The organism is Bacillus sp. FSL K6-2944 (assembly GCF_038005385.1).
Taxonomy (GTDB): Bacteria; Bacillota; Bacilli; order Bacillales; family Bacillaceae_G; genus Bacillus_A; species Bacillus_A cereus.
The window spans coordinates 403,931-422,500 of the sequence record NZ_JBBOTE010000003.1; the positions used below are offsets into that span (position 1 = coordinate 403,931).

Sequence of the window (18,570 nt, forward strand, 5' to 3'; positions counted from 1 at the left end):
AGGGGGATTTGATATGCGTCTAGATAAGTTTTTAAAAGTATCACGTTTAATTAAAAGAAGAACATTAGCGAAAGAAGTAGCTGATCAAGGAAGAATATCTATTAATGGTCAAGTGGCAAAAGCGAGTTCTGATGTGAAAGTAGCTGATGAATTAACAATTCGTTTTGGTCAAAAAATAGTGACTGTGAAAATAAATGAATTAAAAGAAACAACTAAAAAAGAAGATGCAGCAAATATGTATAGCTTAGTTCGTGAAGAAAAAGTAAAAGCGGAAGAAGGCTTGTTCTAAAATCATGTATCCCCTCATACATTACTATTAGCTAGTAAAAACCTATGGGGGGATTTACGTGAATAATGGTTACTCACCTACGTCTTCTAATCAACAAAATGTTTCTGTAGAGCATGACATTATTATGCGTGGCAGGCGTATAATTGATATTACCGGTGTGAAGCAGGTAGAGAGTTTTGATAGCGAAGAGTTTTTACTAGAGACCGTAATGGGTTTTTTAACGATTCGTGGTCAAAATTTACAAATGAAAAATTTAGATGTGGAAAAAGGTATTGTGTCGATTAAAGGGAAAGTTAATGAGATGCTGTATATTGATGAAAATCAAGGGGAAAAAACTAAAGGTTTCTTTAGTAAGTTGTTTAAATGAGCTTAACAATTCAGTTGTATACAATGCTTTCAATGATTGGAATGGGTGCTTGGATTGGAGCGTCTTTAGATACATATCAACGTTTTTTAAAGCGCCAAGAACGTAAACGTTGGCTTGTATTTATACATGATATATTATTTTGGATTGTCCAAGCATTATTCGTCTTTTATGTATTGCTTCTCGTAAATGAAGCTGAGCTACGTATATATGTGTTTTTGGCATTATTATGTGGTTTTGCGGCATATCAAAGCTTATTGAAGGCACTATACATGAAGCTGTTAAATTTTCTCATCTATATTTTTATGCAAACAACATATTTTTTTGTTCGAATTATACAGCTACTCATGATAAAACCTGTTATTATTATAGCGCAGCTATTTATTGCATTTATATTATTCTTATTTCGTATACTGCTTTCAATTGGACATGTGTTATGGAAAATGGTGATTTGGATATTACTTTTCATATGGAAAGTTTTTTTCTGGCCTGTTCGATTTATTGCTTCGCTCATATGGAAACTTCTCCCTAATCGTGTTAAACTTTTTATAGTGAAACATATAGGGTTCCTGCAATATATAGCAAAATTGAAGGGACATATCTTCCAACTATGGGAGCATATAAAAAAGAAGTTAGGGGGACCTCGGAAATGAGGGAACTGAGACAAAGAACAATCGAAAAACAGAGTCCAAATCCTGTTAAAGAGCATATAATACAAACGGATGAGAACAGGAAGCGACTTTATCGCCGTTTAGCGGTTTTTCTTGTCTTTACTTTTACAATTATTGCGAGTATTAGTGTAACGTTTTATCAACAAAACAGTTCCATTAAAGCAAAAGAAGCAAAAGTTAAGGACATGAAAAAAGAACTGGATTCATTAACGAATAAAGAAAAAAGTCTAAAAGACGAAGTTCAAAAGTTAAATGATGAAGAGTACGTATTAAAGATTGCTAGAAGGGATTATTTCTTCTCTGGTAAAGGGGAGATAATTTTTCCTGTTTCTAAGTAGAGTATGTCTTATTGACACTATATTTTAGGATTATATATAATAAAGTAAAATTTGACTTTTTAACCACTAAGGAGGAGCATTTTTTTTATGTCAATCGAGGTAGGCAGCAAGTTACAGGGTAAAGTAACAGGTATTACAAATTTTGGGGCTTTTGTGGAGCTGCCAGAGGGCTTAACGGGTCTTGTTCATATTAGTGAAGTTGCTGATAACTATGTAAAAGATATTAACGATCACTTAAAAGTGGGCGACCAAGTAGAAGTAAAAGTTATTAATGTTGAAAAAGATGGAAAGATTGGTTTATCTATCAAAAAAGCGAAAGAACGTGAAAAAACAGAAGGAGATCGTCCACGTGGTGAATACCAACGCGGTGGTGATCAACAACGTTCTGGACGTCCACAACGTAATAATCGCTCTTTCAACAGAGATAATCGCGGTGGCGGTAACGACCGAGCTCCGAAAGAAACATTTGAGCAAAAGATGGCACGCTTCTTAAAAGATAGCGAAGATCGTTTAACTTCTTTAAAGCGTAACACAGAGTCTAAACGTGGTGGCCGTGGCGCGCGTCGCGGATAATAAGGACGTTTAGTTTTTAACATATAGAGAGGTACCCAGAGTAATGTCTCAGGGTGCTTTTTTATATGTAAAAAATATTTTCAAAAAAGTTTTTGAGATGTGTTGACTTTAATTAGTATCTGATGTAAGATACTAATTGTCCGTTAAATAAGACGACATGGCGGTGTAGCTCAGCTGGCTAGAGCGTACGGTTCATACCCGTGAGGTCGGGGGTTCGATCCCCTCCGCCGCTATATTTAATTTAACGGCCCGTTGGTCAAGTGGTTAAGACACCGCCCTTTCACGGCGGTAACACGGGTTCGAATCCCGTACGGGTCATCTAAAAAGATCATGCAAATTTGCATGATCTTTTTTTGTTAAATAAATTAAGATATACAACACTTCTACAAAATCACCCTATATTTTCTGAATGTTTAATTAAAATCTCGAAAATAACTTACATACCCTGTATATCTGTAGAGTTATTTCGAATAAAAAGTCGAACGATTATAAAAGTGAAAACTGTTGTTTTGACAAAAAAACCAACAATCATCTTTTATAATGACAGTAATTAAACTATGCAGGTGGTGTTAAAAATATGCCTAAAGCAGGAAGGAATACTATGAATACAAGTGCATTGGCAATGAATGAGAGTCAGCTTGATGGAATAAAGTGGACGAGTAAGTTGCGAATGAAATTTGAGCAAGTTTTCTTTAGATGGGGATTTATTATTGTTGTTATTGGTTTTCTTTTGGGACGAGCATATATATTAACAAATATTTTACCGTTTGCACTGCCATTTTTTGCTGCTGTTTATGTTATGAAGCGGGATAAGATGCCGCTAGCATTTTTAGCTCTAATGGGAGGAGCTCTTTCAGTATCGATAGATAATTTGTTTTTTACCTTTGCATCTATCTTTACCTTCTTCATTTATAATATCTTCTTTAGTCGATTTACACGTAAAACTGTTGGACTTGTTCCATTTCAAGTATTTATCTCCGCATTAACCGCACACTTAGTTGTTGTATATTTTGCACAACAAACTGTCACCATGTACGATTTACTCGTTAGTACCATTGAGGCTGGGCTTAGTTTTGTATTAACTATGATATTTTTACAAAGTGTCCCACTTTTAGTGGAAAGGAAAGGAAAACAACAGGCATTAGAGACGGAAGAAATTGTTTGTTTGATTATATTACTAGCATCTGTTTTAACGGGTACAACAGATTGGTTTGTATATGATGCTTCTATTCAACATATTTTTACAAGGTATTTAGTGCTAGTATTTGCATTTATTGCGGGTGCTGCCACAGGGTCTACAGTGGGGGTTGTAACAGGACTAATATTAAGTTTAGCAAATGTGTCTAGCTTGTCTCAGCTTAGCCTTCTTGCTTTTTCTGGATTGCTTGGTGGATTGTTAAAAGAAGGAAAGCGTTTAGGTGTTAGTTTAGGTTTATTAATTGGGACAAGCTTAATTACATTATATGTAGACAAACAGACAAATATTGTAACAACTTTAATTGAGTCAGGTGTAGCGATTGTTGTCTTCTTATTAACACCGAAGCTTGTTTTGGATCGTATTGCTAAATTTATGCCAGGTACACAAGAGCATTCGCAAGATCAACAACAATATTTAAGAAGGATGCGTGATGTTACAGCAAATAAAATCAACCAATTTGCAAATGTATTTGCTGCTTTATCTAATAGCTTTTCTGTATATGGGTATGTAGAGGAAGAAGATAAAGAGACAGAAGCAGATTTGTTTTTGAGTACAATTACTGCGAAAACATGTCAAACATGCTTTAAAAAGGATCAATGCTGGGTAGTGAATTTTGATAAAACGTACGATTATATGAAACAAATAATGAATGAAACGGAAGAAGGAACCCTGCAACATAATCGTAAATTAGTTCGTGAGTGGGACAAGCATTGTGTGAGAGGGAAAAAAGTGACGGATTTAGTAGCCGGTGAATTAGATCACTTCTATGAGGGACAAAAATTACGAAAACAAATGAAGGAAAATCGTAGAATAGTAGCGGAGCAACTATTAGGTGTATCAAAGGTTATGGAGGATTTTGCTAAGGAGATACAACGAGAGCGTGAAAATCATCAAGTGCAGGAAGAACAGATTATGCAAGCGTTCCGAGATTTTGGTGTCGAAGTAGAGCATGTTGATATTTATTGTTTAGATAGAGGAAGTATTGATATTGAAATGTTAATTCCAGTTGCATCTAATGAACATGGTGAGTGTGAAAAGTTAGTTGCACCGATGCTTTCAGATATCCTTAAAGAAAATATTGTCGTTAAACATGAAGAAAAGTCTTCTTATCCAAATGGCCATAGTTTAATATCATTTGGTTCGGCGAAGACGTATTCTCTTGATACAGGATTGGCTACAGCTGCAAAAGGCGGTGGATTTGTTTCGGGTGACTCTTATGCGATGATGGATTTAAGTGTTGGTAAATATGCACTTGCGATTAGTGATGGTATGGGTAATGGGCAAAGAGCTCATATGGAAAGTAAGGAAACGGTGAAATTATTACAAAAAATACTCCAATCAGGCATTGATGAAGAAATAGCAATTAAGTCTATCAATTCAATTCTTTCTTTGAGAACGACAGAAGAAATGTTTACGACATTAGATTTAGCTATGGTAGATTTGCGGGATGCGAGTGCAAGGTTTTTAAAGATTGGATCAACGCCGAGTTTTGTTAAACGCGCAAATAATATTTTGAAAATTGAAGCAAGTAATTTGCCGATGGGAATCATCGAAGATGTTGAAGTTGATGTGGTGGGTGAACAATTAAAAACGGGCGATATTCTTATTATGATGAGTGATGGGATTTTTGAAGGAGCACAGCATGTGGAGAATCATGAATTGTGGATGAAACGAAAAATTAAAGAATTGCAAACCGAAGACCCGCAAGAAATTGCTGATATCATTATGGAAGAAGTGATTCGCTCTTGTGATGGTTATATAAATGATGATATGACTATTGTAGTGGCAAAAGTGAAGAAAAATATGCCGAAGTGGGCTACGATTCCGATTGTAGGAATGCAAGCGCAGTAAAATGTAAGTGGAATGTTTATCTATAATTTGATTTTAAAAACCTAGGTGAATACCTAGGTTTTTTTGTGGGAAAAGGTAATGTTATTAATTTTGTGAATATACACGGAGGATGTAAGATAAAAATGTAATTTTTGTATATCTTTTTTTTGCACAATGTTTGTAAAAGTTGTACCATTGTAGACAAGGTGACTAAGGTTGCTGTTCTTGTTTAATGAAAGGTGATTGCGAAGTTGAAAGATACATTTGTTGAAAAAGTAGATGACTTTGTAAAGCAGCATGATGTATTAAAGAATGATTCAACAATTGTTGTGGGAGTTTCTGGTGGTCCTGACTCGTTAGCGCTTTTATATTATTTATTAGAAAAAAGAGCGGAAAAACAGTTGGAAATTGTAGTTGCTCATGTGGATCATATGTTTAGAGGTGATGAATCTTATGAGGATTTACAGTTTGTGCAGGGCCTTTGTGAAGAACTGGGAATTATTTGTGAAACGATAAGGATTAATGTATCACAATATCAACAGCAATACGGAATGAATGCACAGGTTGCTGCGAGAGAATGCAGATATGCATTTTTGGAAAGAATAATGAAGAAATATGATGCAAGATATGTTGCTCTTGGACATCATGGAGATGATCAAGTCGAGACAATTTTAATGCGTCTTGTAAGAGGGAGTACTCCGAAAGGATATGCAGGAATTGCAGTGAAGCGTCCTTTTCATAATGGATATTTAATTAGGCCGTTACTTGGCGTAACGAAGGAAGAAATTGTTGATTACTGTAATAAGCTAAATTTAATGCCACGTATAGATCCGAGTAATAAAAAGGAAGTATATACAAGGAATCGATTACGTAAATATGTCCTTCCTCATTTGAAAGAAGAAAATCCACAAATGCATGAGAAATTCCAAAAATTTAGCGTGCAGATGCAAGAGGATGAGGCTTATTTGCAGGAATTAGCTTTTGAGAAAATGAATAAAGTAATTACAAAAAAAAGTGATAAACAAATTAGCTTATCAATTCCTGCCTTTGAATCCATGTCTATGCCTTTACAAAGAAGAGGGATTCAACTAATATTAAACTATCTTTATGAATATAAGATTCCATCTTCTCTTTCTTCTATACATATTGACAAGTTGATTGAGTTTTTTAAGCGGACACAACCTTCAGGTTCACTTGATTTTCCGGGTGATTTGAAAATTGTTCGTTCATACGAGGAGTGTAGCTTTAGATTTAAACAAGAAATTGTCTCTCCTTTTTCACAAGATTTATTAGTACCCGGGACCATTACGCTATTGAACGGGGATGAATTTGTAACAGAGGTGAGCGAAGATATACCAAGTAACATGAATGAAACAGTATTTGTTGCTAAGTATAATGATATATCATATCCACTTCGTATTCGTTCTAGAGAAAATGGAGATCGCATGTCAATACAAGGTATGAATGGCACGAAAAAGATAAAAGCTATTTTTATCGAAGCGAAAGTACCGAAAGAAAAAAGAGAAGAATGGCCGGTCGTTTGTGATGCAAGTGGGACTATTATTTGGGTACCCTTGTTGAAACGATCTGCATTTGCAATTTCGAAAGAGATGGCAAAGAAGGATAAATATATGATTATTCACTACAAAAGCAAGGAGTCTTCCGGGAGGATAATGAAATGATGAATCAAGATATCGAAAAAGTATTAATTTCTGAAGAGCAAATACAAGAAAAGGTGCGCGAACTAGGTGCAATTATTGCAGAGGATTATAAAAACACAGTACCTCTTGCAATTGGTGTATTAAAAGGCGCAATGCCATTCATGGCAGATTTATTAAAGAGAACAGATACATATCTTGAAATGGATTTTATGGCTGTATCTAGTTACGGTCACTCTACAGTTTCAACAGGCGAAGTGAAAATTTTAAAAGATCTTGATACTTCTGTAGAAGGTCGCGATATTTTAATCGTCGAAGATATTATTGATAGTGGTCTTACACTAAGCTACTTAGTAGACTTATTCAAATATCGTAAAGCGAAGTCTGTAAAAATTGTTACATTATTAGATAAGCCAACAGGCCGTAAGGTTGATCTGAAAGCGGATTATGTTGGATTTACTGTTCCACATGAATTTGTAGTAGGATATGGATTAGATTATAAAGAGCAATACCGTAATCTTCCTTATGTAGGCGTATTAAAACCAAGCGTTTACTCAAATTAATTAAATATAGGCTTCACAATTGTATAGGAAAGTTTTTCTATGTTACGATTTACTATAGTGTTTATGCCGTGAGAGGAGGTTAGGAATGAATCGTATCTTCCGTAATACCATCTTTTATTTACTGATATTCTTAGTAGTAATTGGAATCGTGAGCTATTTTAATGGTTCGACACAAAAAACGACATCAGTTAGCTACGACAAATTCATTACTAAACTAGAAAGCGGTGAAGTGCGTAATGTGCAACTTCAACCGAAAAATGGTGTATTTGAGGTAAAAGGACAATTTAATAACTCTAGCCAAGGAGAACAATTTGTTACTTATGCACCAAATACTGAGGAATTACAAAAGAAAATTAATGATAAAGCGAAAGGTGCCGAAGTTAAGTATCAACCAGCAGAAGAAACAAGTGCTTGGGTAACATTCTTTACTTCAATCATTCCATTTGTCATCATCTTCATTTTATTCTTCTTCTTATTAAACCAAGCTCAAGGCGGCGGTAGCCGTGTTATGAACTTCGGGAAAAGTAAGGCGAAGTTATATAATGATGAAAAGAAAAAAGTTCGTTTCAGAGATGTTGCTGGTGCGGATGAAGAGAAACAAGAACTTGTTGAGGTAGTTGAATTCTTGAAAGACCCTCGTAAGTTCTCTGAAGTTGGTGCTCGTATTCCAAAGGGTGTCCTATTAGTTGGACCTCCAGGTACAGGTAAAACTTTATTAGCACGTGCTGTTGCAGGTGAGGCTGGCGTTCCATTCTTCTCTATCAGTGGTTCTGACTTCGTAGAGATGTTTGTCGGTGTCGGTGCATCACGTGTACGTGATTTATTTGAAAATGCAAAGAAAAATGCTCCTTGTATCATTTTCATTGATGAAATTGATGCAGTAGGTCGTCAACGTGGCGCAGGTCTTGGTGGTGGTCATGATGAGCGTGAGCAAACATTGAACCAATTACTTGTTGAAATGGATGGATTCGGTGCAAACGAAGGTATTATTATCGTTGCTGCGACAAACCGTCCAGACATTCTTGACCCAGCGTTATTACGTCCAGGTCGTTTTGACCGTCAAATTACAGTAGATCGTCCAGATGTAAATGGCCGTGAAGCTGTACTGAAAGTACATGCACGTAATAAACCACTTGATGAGCATATTAATTTAAGAGCAATTGCGACTCGTACACCAGGATTCTCTGGTGCGGATCTTGAAAACTTATTAAACGAAGCTGCTTTAGTAGCTGCACGTCAAGATAAGAAGAAAATTGATATGAGTGATATCGATGAAGCGACGGATCGTGTTATTGCAGGTCCAGCTAAGAAAAGTCGTGTTATCTCTGAAAAAGAACGTAATATCGTTGCTTTCCATGAAGCAGGTCATACTGTAATTGGTGTTGTTCTTGATGAAGCAGATGTCGTTCATAAAGTAACAATTGTCCCTCGTGGTCAGGCTGGTGGATATGCGGTAATGCTTCCGAAAGAAGATCGTTACTTCATGACGAAACCAGAGTTACTTGATAAAATCACTGGTTTACTTGGTGGCCGAGTAGCTGAGGAGATTGTATTTGGTGAAGTGAGTACAGGTGCTCATAATGACTTCCAACGTGCGACTGGTATTGCAAGACGTATGGTTACGGAATTTGGTATGAGTGACAAACTTGGACCGATGCAATTTGGTAGCTCGCAAGGTGGTCAAGTGTTCTTAGGAAGAGACTTCCACTCAGAACAAAACTATAGTGATGCGATTGCACATGAAATCGATATGGAAATGCAATCAATTATGAAAGAATGTTATGCTCGTGCAAAACAAATTCTTACTGAAAACCGTGATAAACTAGATATTATCGCACAAACGTTACTTGAAGTAGAAACGTTAGATGCAGAGCAAATCAATCATTTATGTGATTACGGCAGATTGCCAGAACGTCCAACATCTTCAGATGATGTGAAAGTAAACATCAACATGAAGAAAGACGATGAAGATAAAGAAGATAAGTAAGAAGTGAAGGAGTGACTATCGTCACTCCTTTTTTGTTTGTTAAAATCTTTGTTAATTACTATTGAGAACTTAGTGGATAAAGTAATTTAAGTAAAACTAGTATTAAAAATTGAAATAGAGAGCAATCTTTTTGTAAAATGATGAGGATAGGAAAGCTGATTATATAAGTATGTGTGATATGATGTTTTTATAAGTTTTATACATACTGCACAAATATAGATTAAATAAGATAAGTGGTGAGAATATGATTTTTGTATTGGATGTAGGGAACACAAATGCTGTACTAGGTGTGTTTGAAGAGGGGGAACTTCGTCAGCATTGGCGCATGGAAACAGATCGTCATAAGACAGAAGATGAATATGGAATGCTTGTAAAGCAATTGCTTGAGCATGAGGGTCTTTCGTTTGAAGATGTGAAAGGTATTATTGTGTCTTCAGTCGTACCACCAATTATGTTTGCTTTAGAGCGCATGTGTGAAAAATATTTTAAAATTAAACCGCTTGTAGTAGGGCCTGGGATAAAAACAGGACTAAATATTAAATATGAAAATCCGCGTGAAGTAGGCGCAGACCGAATTGTAAATGCAGTAGCAGGAATTCACTTATATGGAAGTCCGCTCATTATTGTTGATTTTGGTACGGCTACTACATATTGTTATATTAACGAAGAAAAACATTATATGGGTGGAGTTATTACGCCAGGAATTATGATTTCAGCAGAGGCTTTATATAGCAGAGCAGCAAAACTTCCTCGTATCGAAATTACAAAACCAAGCAGTGTTGTTGGGAAAAATACAGTAAGTGCGATGCAATCTGGTATTCTTTATGGTTATGTTGGACAAGTGGAAGGTATTGTTAAGCGTATGAAAGAAGAAGCTAGACAAGAACCTAAAGTTATTGCAACAGGTGGATTGGCAAAATTAATTTCCGAAGAATCGAATGTAATTGATATTGTAGATCCGTTTTTAACGTTAAAAGGTTTGTATATGTTATATGAACGTAATGCAAATTTACAGCATGAGAAAGGTGAATAAATACGTATGAAAGATTATTTAGTAAAAGCGTTAGCATTTGATGGAGAAGTGCGTGCGTATAGTGTACGTACAACAAATACAGTAAGTGAGGCGCAAAGACGTCATGATACATGGAGAACAGCTTCAGCGGCACTAGGGCGTTCTTTGACTGCGGGTACAATGATGGGCGCAATGTTAAAGGGTGAGCAAAAGTTAACGATTAAGGTAGAAGGTAACGGTCCAATTGGCCCTATCTTAGTAGATGCTCATGCAAATGGAGATGTACGTGGTTATGTAACGAATCCGCATGTTGATTTTGAAGGAACAGAACAAGGGAAGTTACGTGTATATCAAGCGGTAGGTACAGAGGGGTTTGTAACTGTAATTAAAGATATTGGAATGCGTGAGCCGTTTATTGGTCAATCTCCAATCGTTTCAGGAGAATTAGGAGAAGACTTTACGTATTATTTTGCAGTTTCTGAACAAACGCCTTCTTCTGTAGGTGTTGGTGTTCTTGTAAATGGAGATGATAGCATATTAGCGGCAGGTGGATTCATCCTTCAAATTATGCCGGGTGCGCAAGATGAAACGATTTCATTTATTGAAGACCGTTTACAAAAGATTCCACCTGTATCAACGTTGATTGAACAAGGTCTTTCTCCGGAAGAGCTACTATATGCAGTTCTTGGAGAAGATAAAGTAAAAGTATTAGAAACAATGGATGTTCAATTTAATTGCACATGCTCACGCGAGCGTATTGAGAGTGTATTAATTAGTTTAGGTAAAACAGAGTTAGAGCAAGTTCGTGAAGAAGAGGAAGAGACAGAAGTTCACTGTCATTTCTGTAATGAACGATACAAGTTCTCTAAAGAAGATATTACAAATTTAATCGAGAATTTGTAATAAGGGAATTAAGAGGAGCAATCCTCCAAATGAATTGACAAACAGGGAATTTTCTGACAAAATCTAAATATAGATAAAACCAATAAAAATACTCGGTGTTAGGAGTGACAGGAATGCGAGTGGCACAATCAGTTTCAGAATTAATCGGGAAAACGCCGATCGTTAAGTTGAACCGCATCGTAGAATCAGACAGCGCAGATATATACTTAAAATTAGAATTTATGAATCCGGGGAGTAGTGTTAAAGATCGTATCGCATTAGCTATGATTGAAGATGCTGAAAAAAAGGGATTATTAAAAGAGGGCGATACAATCATTGAGCCGACAAGTGGTAACACAGGAATTGGTTTAGCGATGGTAGCGGCTGCTAAAGGATATAATGCAATCTTAGTAATGCCAGAAACAATGAGTATTGAGCGTCGTAATTTATTACGTGCTTACGGTGCGGAATTAGTATTGACTCCAGGGCCTGAAGGAATGGGTGGAGCAATTCGTAAAGCGACTGAATTAGCAAAAGAACATGGCTACTTTATACCACAACAGTTCAAAAACCAATCGAATCCAGAAATTCACCGTTTAACAACAGGTCCAGAAATTATTGAACAAATGGGCGACCAATTAGATGCGTTTATTGCAGGTATTGGTACAGGTGGAACGATTACTGGTGCTGGTGAAGTACTGAAGGAAGCGTATAAAGATATTAAAATTTATGCAGTAGAACCTGCAGATTCACCAGTATTATCTGGTGGGAAGCCAGGTCCACATAAAATCCAAGGAATTGGGGCGGGATTTGTTCCGGAGACGTTGGATGTAGAAGTATATGATGAAATTATTCAAGTGAAAACAGAGCAAGCATTTGAATATGCGAGAAGAGTGGCTAAAGAGGAAGGTATTTTAGTTGGTATCTCTTCAGGCGCAGTTATTTATGCAGCAACAGAGGTTGCGAAAAAGTTAGGAAAAGGGAAAAAGGTACTTGTTATTATCCCGAGTAACGGTGAACGTTATTTAAGTACACCACTTTATCAATTTGAATCCTAATTAAACGCGATTGAAAAAGCACCCTTGAAAAAGGGTGCTTTTTCTTTTGGGATTGGAAATAGGAAAAGAGTGAATGACTAGAAAACTTCATGTAAAATAAGAGGTAGTATAATTAAATTATTTTCACTAGCCTTCGAGTATAATCAATCTCTATATAAATAACTTATGTAGTTTGAGCTGGTTTATCTAAGAGGGTGGGATAAAAGAAGACGGGGTGTTGATATGCAACGAAGAAAATCTTTAGCGCTTTCTATTCCATATCAGTTAGATTTCTTTAAGCAATATAAATTTCTTTCTCAGGGTAAATCGCAACATATTTTGTTAGAAAGCGGCCGTGGCGGTCGTTATAACATTGTAGGGCTGAACCCAGTAGCGGTAATCCGAGGGAAGGGTGAAACGTTACATATAAGTGAAAGTGGTAAGGAAACAATAAAACGAGGGAATCCGTTAGATTTAATGCAAGAATATATGGAACAATGGAAGACGGACTATAACCCAGAGTATCCGCCTTTTCAAGGTGGTGCAATTGGCTATTTCAGTTATGACTGTATCCGTTATATTGAAAAGCTGCCTTCTCTTGCGGAAGATGATATTGATATACCTGACATCTTCTTTTTATTATTTGATGACGTATTTGTCTATGATCAAAAAGAACAAGTGTTATGGGTTATTACGCATTATGTAGATAAATATGAAGAGGCGAAAGAACGGCTAAATGAGTGGAAGAGTCTTTGGATGACAGAAGCGCCTGAAGTGACCGTGCCCTTTGAAAGTCCTGAAAAGAAAAGTGAAGCAGTTGCTTTTACTGAAGCTGGCTTTATGAAGGCAGTTGAATGTATTCAAGAATATATTGGAGCGGGTGATGTGTTCCAAGTAAACTTGTCGACGAGACAAGAAAGAACGTTACAGACACACCCACTAGAAATTTATACAAGTCTTCGTGAAATTAATCCATCTCCATATATGGGTTACCTGGAGCTTGGGGATTTTCAAATCGTTAGTGGATCGCCAGAGTTGTTAATTAAGAAACAAGGAACTGAAGTAAGTACAAGACCAATTGCTGGAACGAGATCTAGAGGCGCGGATGAGCAAGAGGATGAAGAATTAGCAAGAGAATTAATTGAGAACGAAAAAGAAAGAGCAGAGCATGTAATGCTTGTGGATTTAGAAAGAAATGATTTAGGACGTGTTTGTAAATATGGCACTGTAGAAGTAGATGAATTTATGGTAATTGAGAAATACTCACATGTTATGCATATTGTTTCTAATGTGCGTGGTGAGGTGGAAGAAGATAAAGATGCTTTTGATTTAGTGAAGGCTGTATTCCCTGGGGGAACAATTACTGGTGCCCCAAAAATACGTACGATGGAAATTATTGAGGAATTAGAACCTGTTCGAAGAGGGATTTATACAGGTTCAATCGGTTGGATTGGTTATTCTGGAGATACAGAATTGAATATTGTAATTAGAACACTTCTTGCTAAAGATGGAAAAGCTCATGTACAAGCAGGGGCGGGAATTGTAATTGATTCAAATCCGGAAAATGAATATAAAGAGTCGTTAAAAAAGGCGATTGCTTTATGGCGTGCAAAAGAACGTAGTGAAGAAACGGTTAGGTGAGAGAAATGATATTAATGATTGATAATTATGATTCTTTTACATTTAATTTAGTGCAGTTTCTTGGAGAACTTGGACAAGAGCTCGTTGTTAAACGTAACGATGAAGTGACTATTTCAGATATTGAGAATATGAAACCAGATTTTCTAATGATTTCTCCAGGTCCGTGCAGTCCTAATGAAGCTGGGATTAGTATGGAAGTTATTAAATACTTTGCTGGAAAGATTCCGATTTTTGGTGTTTGTCTAGGGCATCAATCCATTGCACAAGTGTTTGGTGGAGAGGTTGTCCGTGCAGACCGATTAATGCATGGAAAAACGTCGCTTATGCATCATGATGGAAAGACGATTTTTTCGGATATTCCTAATCCGTTTACTGCGACGCGCTATCATTCCCTTATTGTTAAGAAAGAGACGTTACCCGATTGCTTAGAGGTAACATCTTGGACAGAGGAAGGGGAAATTATGGCACTTCGTCATAAGACATTACCGATAGAGGGTGTGCAATTCCATCCAGAATCTATTATGACTTCTCATGGGAAAGAGCTGTTGCAGAATTTCATTCGTAAATACAGTCCAAGTGTGACATTATGTTAATTTACGTAAATGGTCAGTATGTAGAAGCAAGTGAAGCGAGAATTTCTCCTTATGATCATGGTTATTTATATGGTCTTGGAGTTTTTGAAACGTTTCGTATTTATAATGGTCATCCTTTCTTATTGGATGATCATTATAACCGTTTAATAGAGGCGCTGGATACATTGCAAATTAAATGGACAATGACAAAAAATGATGTGATGCTTATTTTGAAAGATTTACTCGCTAAGAATGAATTGAAGCATGCATATGTACGTTTTAATGTATCGGCGGGTATAGATGAAATAGGATTACAAACGGAAATGTATGAAGAGCCTTCTGTTATTGTTTTTATAAAACCTTTAACAGCTCCAGGGGATGTAGTGGAAAAAGAAGGTGTTATTCTAAAACAAGTGCGAAATACACCGGAAGGGACATTTCGCCTGAAGTCTCATCACTATTTAAATAATATTTTAGGGAAGCGTGAAATTGGAAATGTTGTGAGTAAGGAAGGTATTTTCCTCACTGAAGCAGGTTATGTTGCAGAGGGCATTGTTTCGAATCTATTTTTTGTGAAAGGTGATGTTTTATATACACCTTCGTTAGAGACAGGGATTTTAAATGGTATCACTCGTGCGTTTATTATAAAGAGTGCTGAAGAATTAAATATAGAAGTAAAGGAAGGGTTCTTTAAAAAAGATGAGCTACTTTCAGCGGATGAAGTCTTCGTAACAAACTCCATTCAAGAAATTGTTCCGCTTTATCGTATAGAAGCGCAGGATTTCCCGGGTAAAGTAGGAGTGGTTACAAAAAGTTTAATGTACCTTTATGGAATGCAAAGAGAGAAATTATGGAGCAGAAATGAATTACGAAGAGGAGATGTGTAGTTTGAAGTGGGATTATGATTTGCGCTGCGGCGAATATACATTGAATTTAAATGAAAAAACATTAATTATGGGGATTTTAAATGTAACACCAGATTCGTTTTCTGATGGTGGGAGTTACAACGAGGTAGATGCTGCGGTACGTCACGCAAAAGAAATGCAAGGTCAAGGTGCTCATATTATTGATATTGGTGGCGAATCTACTCGCCCAGGTTTTGCTAAAGTATCAGTAGAAGAAGAAATAAAGCGAGTTGTCCCGATGATTCAAGCAGTTTCAAAAGAAGTAAAATTGCCTATATCTATCGATACATATAAAGCTGAAGTTGCAAAGCAAGCAATTGAGGCTGGTGCTCATATTATTAATGATATTTGGGGAGCGAAGGCGGAGCCAAAAATTGCTGAAGTCGCAGCTCATTATGATGTACCCATCATTTTAATGCATAACCGCGATAATATGAATTATCGTAATTTAATGGCGGATATGATTGCTGATTTGTATGACAGTATTAAAATTGCTAAAAATGCTGGTGTGCCAGATGAGAATATTATTTTAGATCCAGGTATCGGTTTTGCTAAAACACCTGAGCAGAACTTAGAGGCGATGCGTAATTTAGAACAGTTAAATGTGCTAGGTTATCCAGTTCTCTTAGGTACTTCGAGAAAGTCCTTTATTGGGCACGTATTAGATTTGCCAGTGGAGGAACGCCTTGAGGGAACAGGAGCTACCGTTTGTCTTGGTATTGAAAAGGGCTGTGAGTTTGTTCGTGTCCATGATGTGAAAGAAATGGCGCGTATGGCTAAAATGATGGATGCGATGATTGGTAAGGGGGTAAGGTAATTGGATAAAATTTATATCCATGATATGGAGTTTTATGGTTATCATGGTGTGTTCCCAGAGGAGAATAAATTAGGTCAGAGATTTAAAGTTGACTTAACGGTGGAGTTGGATTTAAAGCGTGCAGGGGAAAGTGATGACTTAGAGCATTCGGTCAATTATGGAGAGCTTTTCGAATTATGTAGAAAAGTTGTTGAGGATAGAAAGTATAAGCTTGTGGAGAGTATCGCTGAAAATATTGCTGCAGATATATTAAAACAATATGAAAGTATTTCACGCTGTACAATTAAGGTAATTAAGCCGGATCCACCGATACCGGGTCATTATCGTGCTGTAGCAGTAGAAATTACGAGAGAACGTCCATGAACAATATAGCTTACATTGCATTAGGGTCAAATATTGGAGAGCGTTATACGTATCTAACTGAAGCGATTCAGTTTTTAAATAAAAATCCTTATATTCAGGTTGATGATATTTCATCTGTATATGAAACTGAGCCAGTTGGCTATACTGACCAAAGTTGCTTTTTAAATTTAGTTATAAAAATTTCTACCAATTTATCACCACAAGAGTTATTGAAAGTAACACAAAAAGTAGAAAATGACCTAGGAAGAAAAAGGGAAATTAGGTGGGGGCCGAGGACTATCGACCTTGACATTTTACTTTATAATCAAGAGAATATTGAAGCAGAGAATCTTATTGTTCCGCATCCGCGGATGTTTGAAAGAGCTTTTGTTATCGTTCCGTTGTTAGAGATTAATCAAGACATAAAACAAAACATTTCACGTTCACAAGTAGAAGAAATGAAAAGGCGAGAGGGAGTAACGGTATGGAAGCAGAAAAATGGGGAAGACGCATTCGTGCTTTTCGAAAGTTAAAAGGCTATACACAAGAAGGTTTTGCTAAAGAACTAGGGGTATCTGTATCTGTTTTAGGTGAGGTTGAGAGAGGGAATAGATCGCCTTCTCAAGATTTTGTAGTAGAAGTTGCTAAGGCATTAAATGTTTCGATAGAGGAATTAATGCCAAAGTGATTGTACAGGAAGGAGTAGGTTGATTGTTAAAGATTGCAAATATCGAGATGAAAAATCCGGTTGTACTAGCACCGATGGCGGGAGTGTGTAACTCTGCATTCCGTTTAACAGTAAAAGAATTTGGTGCCGGCTTAGTTTGTGCTGAAATGGTAAGTGATAAGGCAATATTACTTAATAATAAAAGAACATTAGATATGTTATATATCGACGAGAGAGAAAAGCCATTAAGTTTACAAATTTTTGGTGGAGAGAAAGAAACTCTTGTAGATGCTGCGAAATATGTAGATAAATATACGACAGCAGACATAATTGATATTAATATGGGTTGTCCAGTGCCGAAAATCGTTAAATGTGATGCGGGGGCAAGGTGGCTTTTAGATCCGAATAAAATATATGAAATGGTAGCAGCGGTTGTAGATGCTGTAGAAAAGCCGGTTACAGTTAAAATGCGTATCGGTTGGGATGAAGAACATATTTTCGCAATAGAAAATGCTAGGGCTGTTGAGCGTGCTGGTGGCCAAGCTGTGGCGGTTCACGGACGTACACGAGTGCAAATGTATGAAGGAAGAGCGGATTGGGATATTATTAAACAAGTAAAACAATCTGTAAATATCCCGGTTATCGGAAATGGTGATGTCGCAACGCCGCAAGATGCAAAGCGTATGCTTGATGAAATTGGTGTAGATGGTGTTATGATTGGTCGTGCGGCTCTTGGAGATCCGTGGATGATTTATCGTACGGTAAAGTATTTGGAGACAGGTGAATTAATGCCGGAACCAACAGTGCGCGAGAAAATTGATGTATGTATGTTACATCTAGATCGTCTTATTGACTTAAAGAACGAAAGTGTCGCTGTAAGAGAGATGAGAAAACATGCAGCTTGGTATTTAAAAGGTGTTCGTGGTAATGCGAGTGTACGTAATGGTATTAATGCTTGTAACACACGGGAAGACCTTGCGAATGTGTTAGGTACATTTGTAGAAGAAGTGGAAGCGAAACAACAAACAATTTACGTTGGTTAATAATGGACATAGGAGATTGACATTCTTCTATACACTTCCTATAATTACGTGAAAGAAAGAAGAGCTGCCAGTTAGTTGCTGGCAGTTTTTCTAGTTGAGTAGAAAATGCTATACTGTATATATTGTAAAATTAAATAGAGCTGGAGTGATATCAATATCATGGATAACATGAACCACGAAG

General features: G+C 36.7%; 21 protein-coding genes and 2 tRNA genes (1 of these 23 running past the window's edge). All 23 read left to right on the plus strand.

The window, feature by feature from the left end; translation table 11 throughout:
- Positions 1-13: 13 nt before the first annotated feature.
- Entirely contained in the window at positions 14-289 is a 276-nt protein-coding gene (locus tag MHH55_RS28510; RefSeq protein ID WP_001234876.1) for an RNA-binding S4 domain-containing protein, read from the plus strand.
- A 58-nt stretch (positions 290-347) separates the two neighbouring features.
- Positions 348-656: a sporulation protein YabP gene (gene yabP, locus MHH55_RS28515; RefSeq protein ID WP_001059104.1), complete on the plus strand. Its 309-nt coding sequence runs from the start codon at positions 348-350 to the stop codon at positions 654-656.
- Positions 653-1,306, plus strand: a complete 654-nt coding sequence (gene yabQ / locus MHH55_RS28520) for a spore cortex biosynthesis protein YabQ (RefSeq protein WP_000059772.1) — start codon at positions 653-655, stop codon at positions 1,304-1,306. The genes yabP and yabQ overlap by 4 nt, the downstream gene beginning before the upstream one ends.
- Positions 1,303-1,662 carry a cell division protein DivIC gene (gene divIC, locus MHH55_RS28525; RefSeq protein ID WP_001208739.1) on the plus strand — a complete coding sequence of 120 codons (360 nt, stop codon included), beginning with the start codon at positions 1,303-1,305 and terminating at the stop codon, positions 1,660-1,662. The genes yabQ and divIC overlap by 4 nt, the downstream gene beginning before the upstream one ends.
- Before the next feature lie 87 nt (positions 1,663-1,749).
- Complete coding sequence (locus MHH55_RS28530; RefSeq protein WP_000021451.1) at positions 1,750-2,235, plus strand: S1 domain-containing RNA-binding protein; 486 nt, start codon at positions 1,750-1,752, stop codon at positions 2,233-2,235.
- 159 nt (positions 2,236-2,394) lie between these two features.
- Positions 2,395-2,468: transfer RNA gene (locus MHH55_RS28535), tRNA-Met, on the plus strand.
- Between the two features lie 13 nt (positions 2,469-2,481).
- Positions 2,482-2,553: transfer RNA gene (locus MHH55_RS28540), tRNA-Glu, on the plus strand.
- Positions 2,554-2,812: 259 nt separating this feature from the next.
- Positions 2,813-5,284 (plus strand): stage II sporulation protein E, encoded by a 2,472-nt coding sequence (spoIIE, locus tag MHH55_RS28545; RefSeq protein ID WP_139362440.1) that lies wholly within the window; start codon positions 2,813-2,815, stop codon positions 5,282-5,284.
- A gap of 230 nt (positions 5,285-5,514) precedes the next feature.
- Positions 5,515-6,945 (plus strand): tRNA lysidine(34) synthetase TilS, encoded by a 1,431-nt coding sequence (gene tilS, locus MHH55_RS28550; protein ID WP_000655463.1) that lies wholly within the window; start codon positions 5,515-5,517, stop codon positions 6,943-6,945.
- On the plus strand, positions 6,942-7,484 hold the full coding sequence (hpt, locus tag MHH55_RS28555) for a hypoxanthine phosphoribosyltransferase (RefSeq protein ID WP_000981842.1): 543 nt from the start codon (positions 6,942-6,944) through the stop codon (positions 7,482-7,484). The genes tilS and hpt overlap by 4 nt, the downstream gene beginning before the upstream one ends.
- An 85-nt stretch (positions 7,485-7,569) precedes the next feature.
- Positions 7,570-9,471: an ATP-dependent zinc metalloprotease FtsH gene (gene ftsH / locus MHH55_RS28560; RefSeq protein ID WP_001079674.1), complete on the plus strand. Its 1,902-nt coding sequence runs from the start codon at positions 7,570-7,572 to the stop codon at positions 9,469-9,471.
- A 244-nt stretch (positions 9,472-9,715) separates the two neighbouring features.
- Positions 9,716-10,504, plus strand: a complete 789-nt coding sequence (locus MHH55_RS28565) for a type III pantothenate kinase (RefSeq protein ID WP_000578368.1) — start codon at positions 9,716-9,718, stop codon at positions 10,502-10,504.
- Between the two features lie 6 nt (positions 10,505-10,510).
- Positions 10,511-11,386, plus strand: a complete 876-nt coding sequence (gene hslO, locus MHH55_RS28570; RefSeq protein ID WP_000656372.1) for a redox-regulated molecular chaperone HslO — start codon at positions 10,511-10,513, stop codon at positions 11,384-11,386.
- A 113-nt stretch (positions 11,387-11,499) separates the two neighbouring features.
- Positions 11,500-12,423, plus strand: coding sequence for a cysteine synthase A (gene cysK / locus MHH55_RS28575; RefSeq protein WP_001261712.1), 924 nt, complete (start codon positions 11,500-11,502; stop codon positions 12,421-12,423).
- A 222-nt stretch (positions 12,424-12,645) separates the two neighbouring features.
- Positions 12,646-14,043, plus strand: a complete 1,398-nt coding sequence (pabB, locus tag MHH55_RS28580) for an aminodeoxychorismate synthase component I (protein WP_001189728.1) — start codon at positions 12,646-12,648, stop codon at positions 14,041-14,043.
- A gap of 5 nt (positions 14,044-14,048) precedes the next feature.
- Complete coding sequence (gene pabA, locus MHH55_RS28585; RefSeq protein WP_000602294.1) at positions 14,049-14,636, plus strand: aminodeoxychorismate/anthranilate synthase component II; 588 nt, start codon at positions 14,049-14,051, stop codon at positions 14,634-14,636.
- Positions 14,630-15,502, plus strand: coding sequence for an aminodeoxychorismate lyase (pabC, locus tag MHH55_RS28590; RefSeq protein WP_078186632.1), 873 nt, complete (start codon positions 14,630-14,632; stop codon positions 15,500-15,502). Before pabA ends, pabC begins: the two co-directional genes overlap by 7 nt.
- Positions 15,477-16,337 carry a dihydropteroate synthase gene (folP, locus tag MHH55_RS28595; protein ID WP_002164656.1) on the plus strand — a complete coding sequence of 287 codons (861 nt, stop codon included), beginning with the start codon at positions 15,477-15,479 and terminating at the stop codon, positions 16,335-16,337. Before pabC ends, folP begins: the two co-directional genes overlap by 26 nt.
- Complete coding sequence (gene folB / locus MHH55_RS28600; protein WP_000358062.1) at positions 16,338-16,700, plus strand: dihydroneopterin aldolase; 363 nt, start codon at positions 16,338-16,340, stop codon at positions 16,698-16,700.
- Entirely contained in the window at positions 16,697-17,212 is a 516-nt protein-coding gene (folK, locus tag MHH55_RS28605; protein WP_001059450.1) for a 2-amino-4-hydroxy-6-hydroxymethyldihydropteridine diphosphokinase, read from the plus strand. The genes folB and folK overlap by 4 nt, the downstream gene beginning before the upstream one ends.
- Positions 17,164-17,367 (plus strand): helix-turn-helix domain-containing protein, encoded by a 204-nt coding sequence (locus MHH55_RS28610; protein ID WP_000387031.1) that lies wholly within the window; start codon positions 17,164-17,166, stop codon positions 17,365-17,367. Before folK ends, MHH55_RS28610 begins: the two co-directional genes overlap by 49 nt.
- Before the next feature lie 23 nt (positions 17,368-17,390).
- Positions 17,391-18,389: a tRNA dihydrouridine synthase DusB gene (gene dusB / locus MHH55_RS28615; protein ID WP_000912256.1), complete on the plus strand. Its 999-nt coding sequence runs from the start codon at positions 17,391-17,393 to the stop codon at positions 18,387-18,389.
- Between the two features lie 159 nt (positions 18,390-18,548).
- Positions 18,549-18,570 carry the beginning of a lysine--tRNA ligase gene (lysS, locus tag MHH55_RS28620; RefSeq protein ID WP_000369668.1) on the plus strand. Its footprint extends 1,478 nt past the window's final position, so only the first 22 of its 1,500 coding nucleotides appear in the window; its start codon is at positions 18,549-18,551; its stop codon lies off the right edge, out of view.

Excerpts from the sequence above, each read along its gene's own strand:
- MHH55_RS28510 (WP_001234876.1), top strand. The coding sequence starts at position 14 with ATGCGTCTAGATAAGTTTTTAAAAGTATCACGTTTAATTAAAAGAAGA.
- yabQ (WP_000059772.1), top strand. The coding sequence starts at position 653 with ATGAGCTTAACAATTCAGTTGTATACAATGCTTTCAATGATTGGAATG.
- divIC (WP_001208739.1), top strand. The coding sequence starts at position 1,303 with ATGAGGGAACTGAGACAAAGAACAATCGAAAAACAGAGTCCAAATCCT.
- MHH55_RS28530 (WP_000021451.1), top strand. The coding sequence starts at position 1,750 with ATGTCAATCGAGGTAGGCAGCAAGTTACAGGGTAAAGTAACAGGTATT.
- spoIIE (WP_139362440.1), top strand. The coding sequence starts at position 2,813 with ATGCCTAAAGCAGGAAGGAATACTATGAATACAAGTGCATTGGCAATG.
- hpt (WP_000981842.1), top strand. The coding sequence starts at position 6,942 with ATGATGAATCAAGATATCGAAAAAGTATTAATTTCTGAAGAGCAAATA.
- ftsH (WP_001079674.1), top strand. The coding sequence starts at position 7,570 with ATGAATCGTATCTTCCGTAATACCATCTTTTATTTACTGATATTCTTA.
- MHH55_RS28565 (WP_000578368.1), top strand. The coding sequence starts at position 9,716 with ATGATTTTTGTATTGGATGTAGGGAACACAAATGCTGTACTAGGTGTG.
- hslO (WP_000656372.1), top strand. The coding sequence starts at position 10,511 with ATGAAAGATTATTTAGTAAAAGCGTTAGCATTTGATGGAGAAGTGCGT.
- cysK (WP_001261712.1), top strand. The coding sequence starts at position 11,500 with ATGCGAGTGGCACAATCAGTTTCAGAATTAATCGGGAAAACGCCGATC.
- pabB (WP_001189728.1), top strand. The coding sequence starts at position 12,646 with ATGCAACGAAGAAAATCTTTAGCGCTTTCTATTCCATATCAGTTAGAT.
- pabA (WP_000602294.1), top strand. The coding sequence starts at position 14,049 with ATGATATTAATGATTGATAATTATGATTCTTTTACATTTAATTTAGTG.
- pabC (WP_078186632.1), top strand. The coding sequence starts at position 14,630 with ATGTTAATTTACGTAAATGGTCAGTATGTAGAAGCAAGTGAAGCGAGA.
- folP (WP_002164656.1), top strand. The coding sequence starts at position 15,477 with ATGAATTACGAAGAGGAGATGTGTAGTTTGAAGTGGGATTATGATTTG.
- folK (WP_001059450.1), top strand. The coding sequence starts at position 16,697 with ATGAACAATATAGCTTACATTGCATTAGGGTCAAATATTGGAGAGCGT.
- MHH55_RS28610 (WP_000387031.1), top strand. The coding sequence starts at position 17,164 with ATGGAAGCAGAAAAATGGGGAAGACGCATTCGTGCTTTTCGAAAGTTA.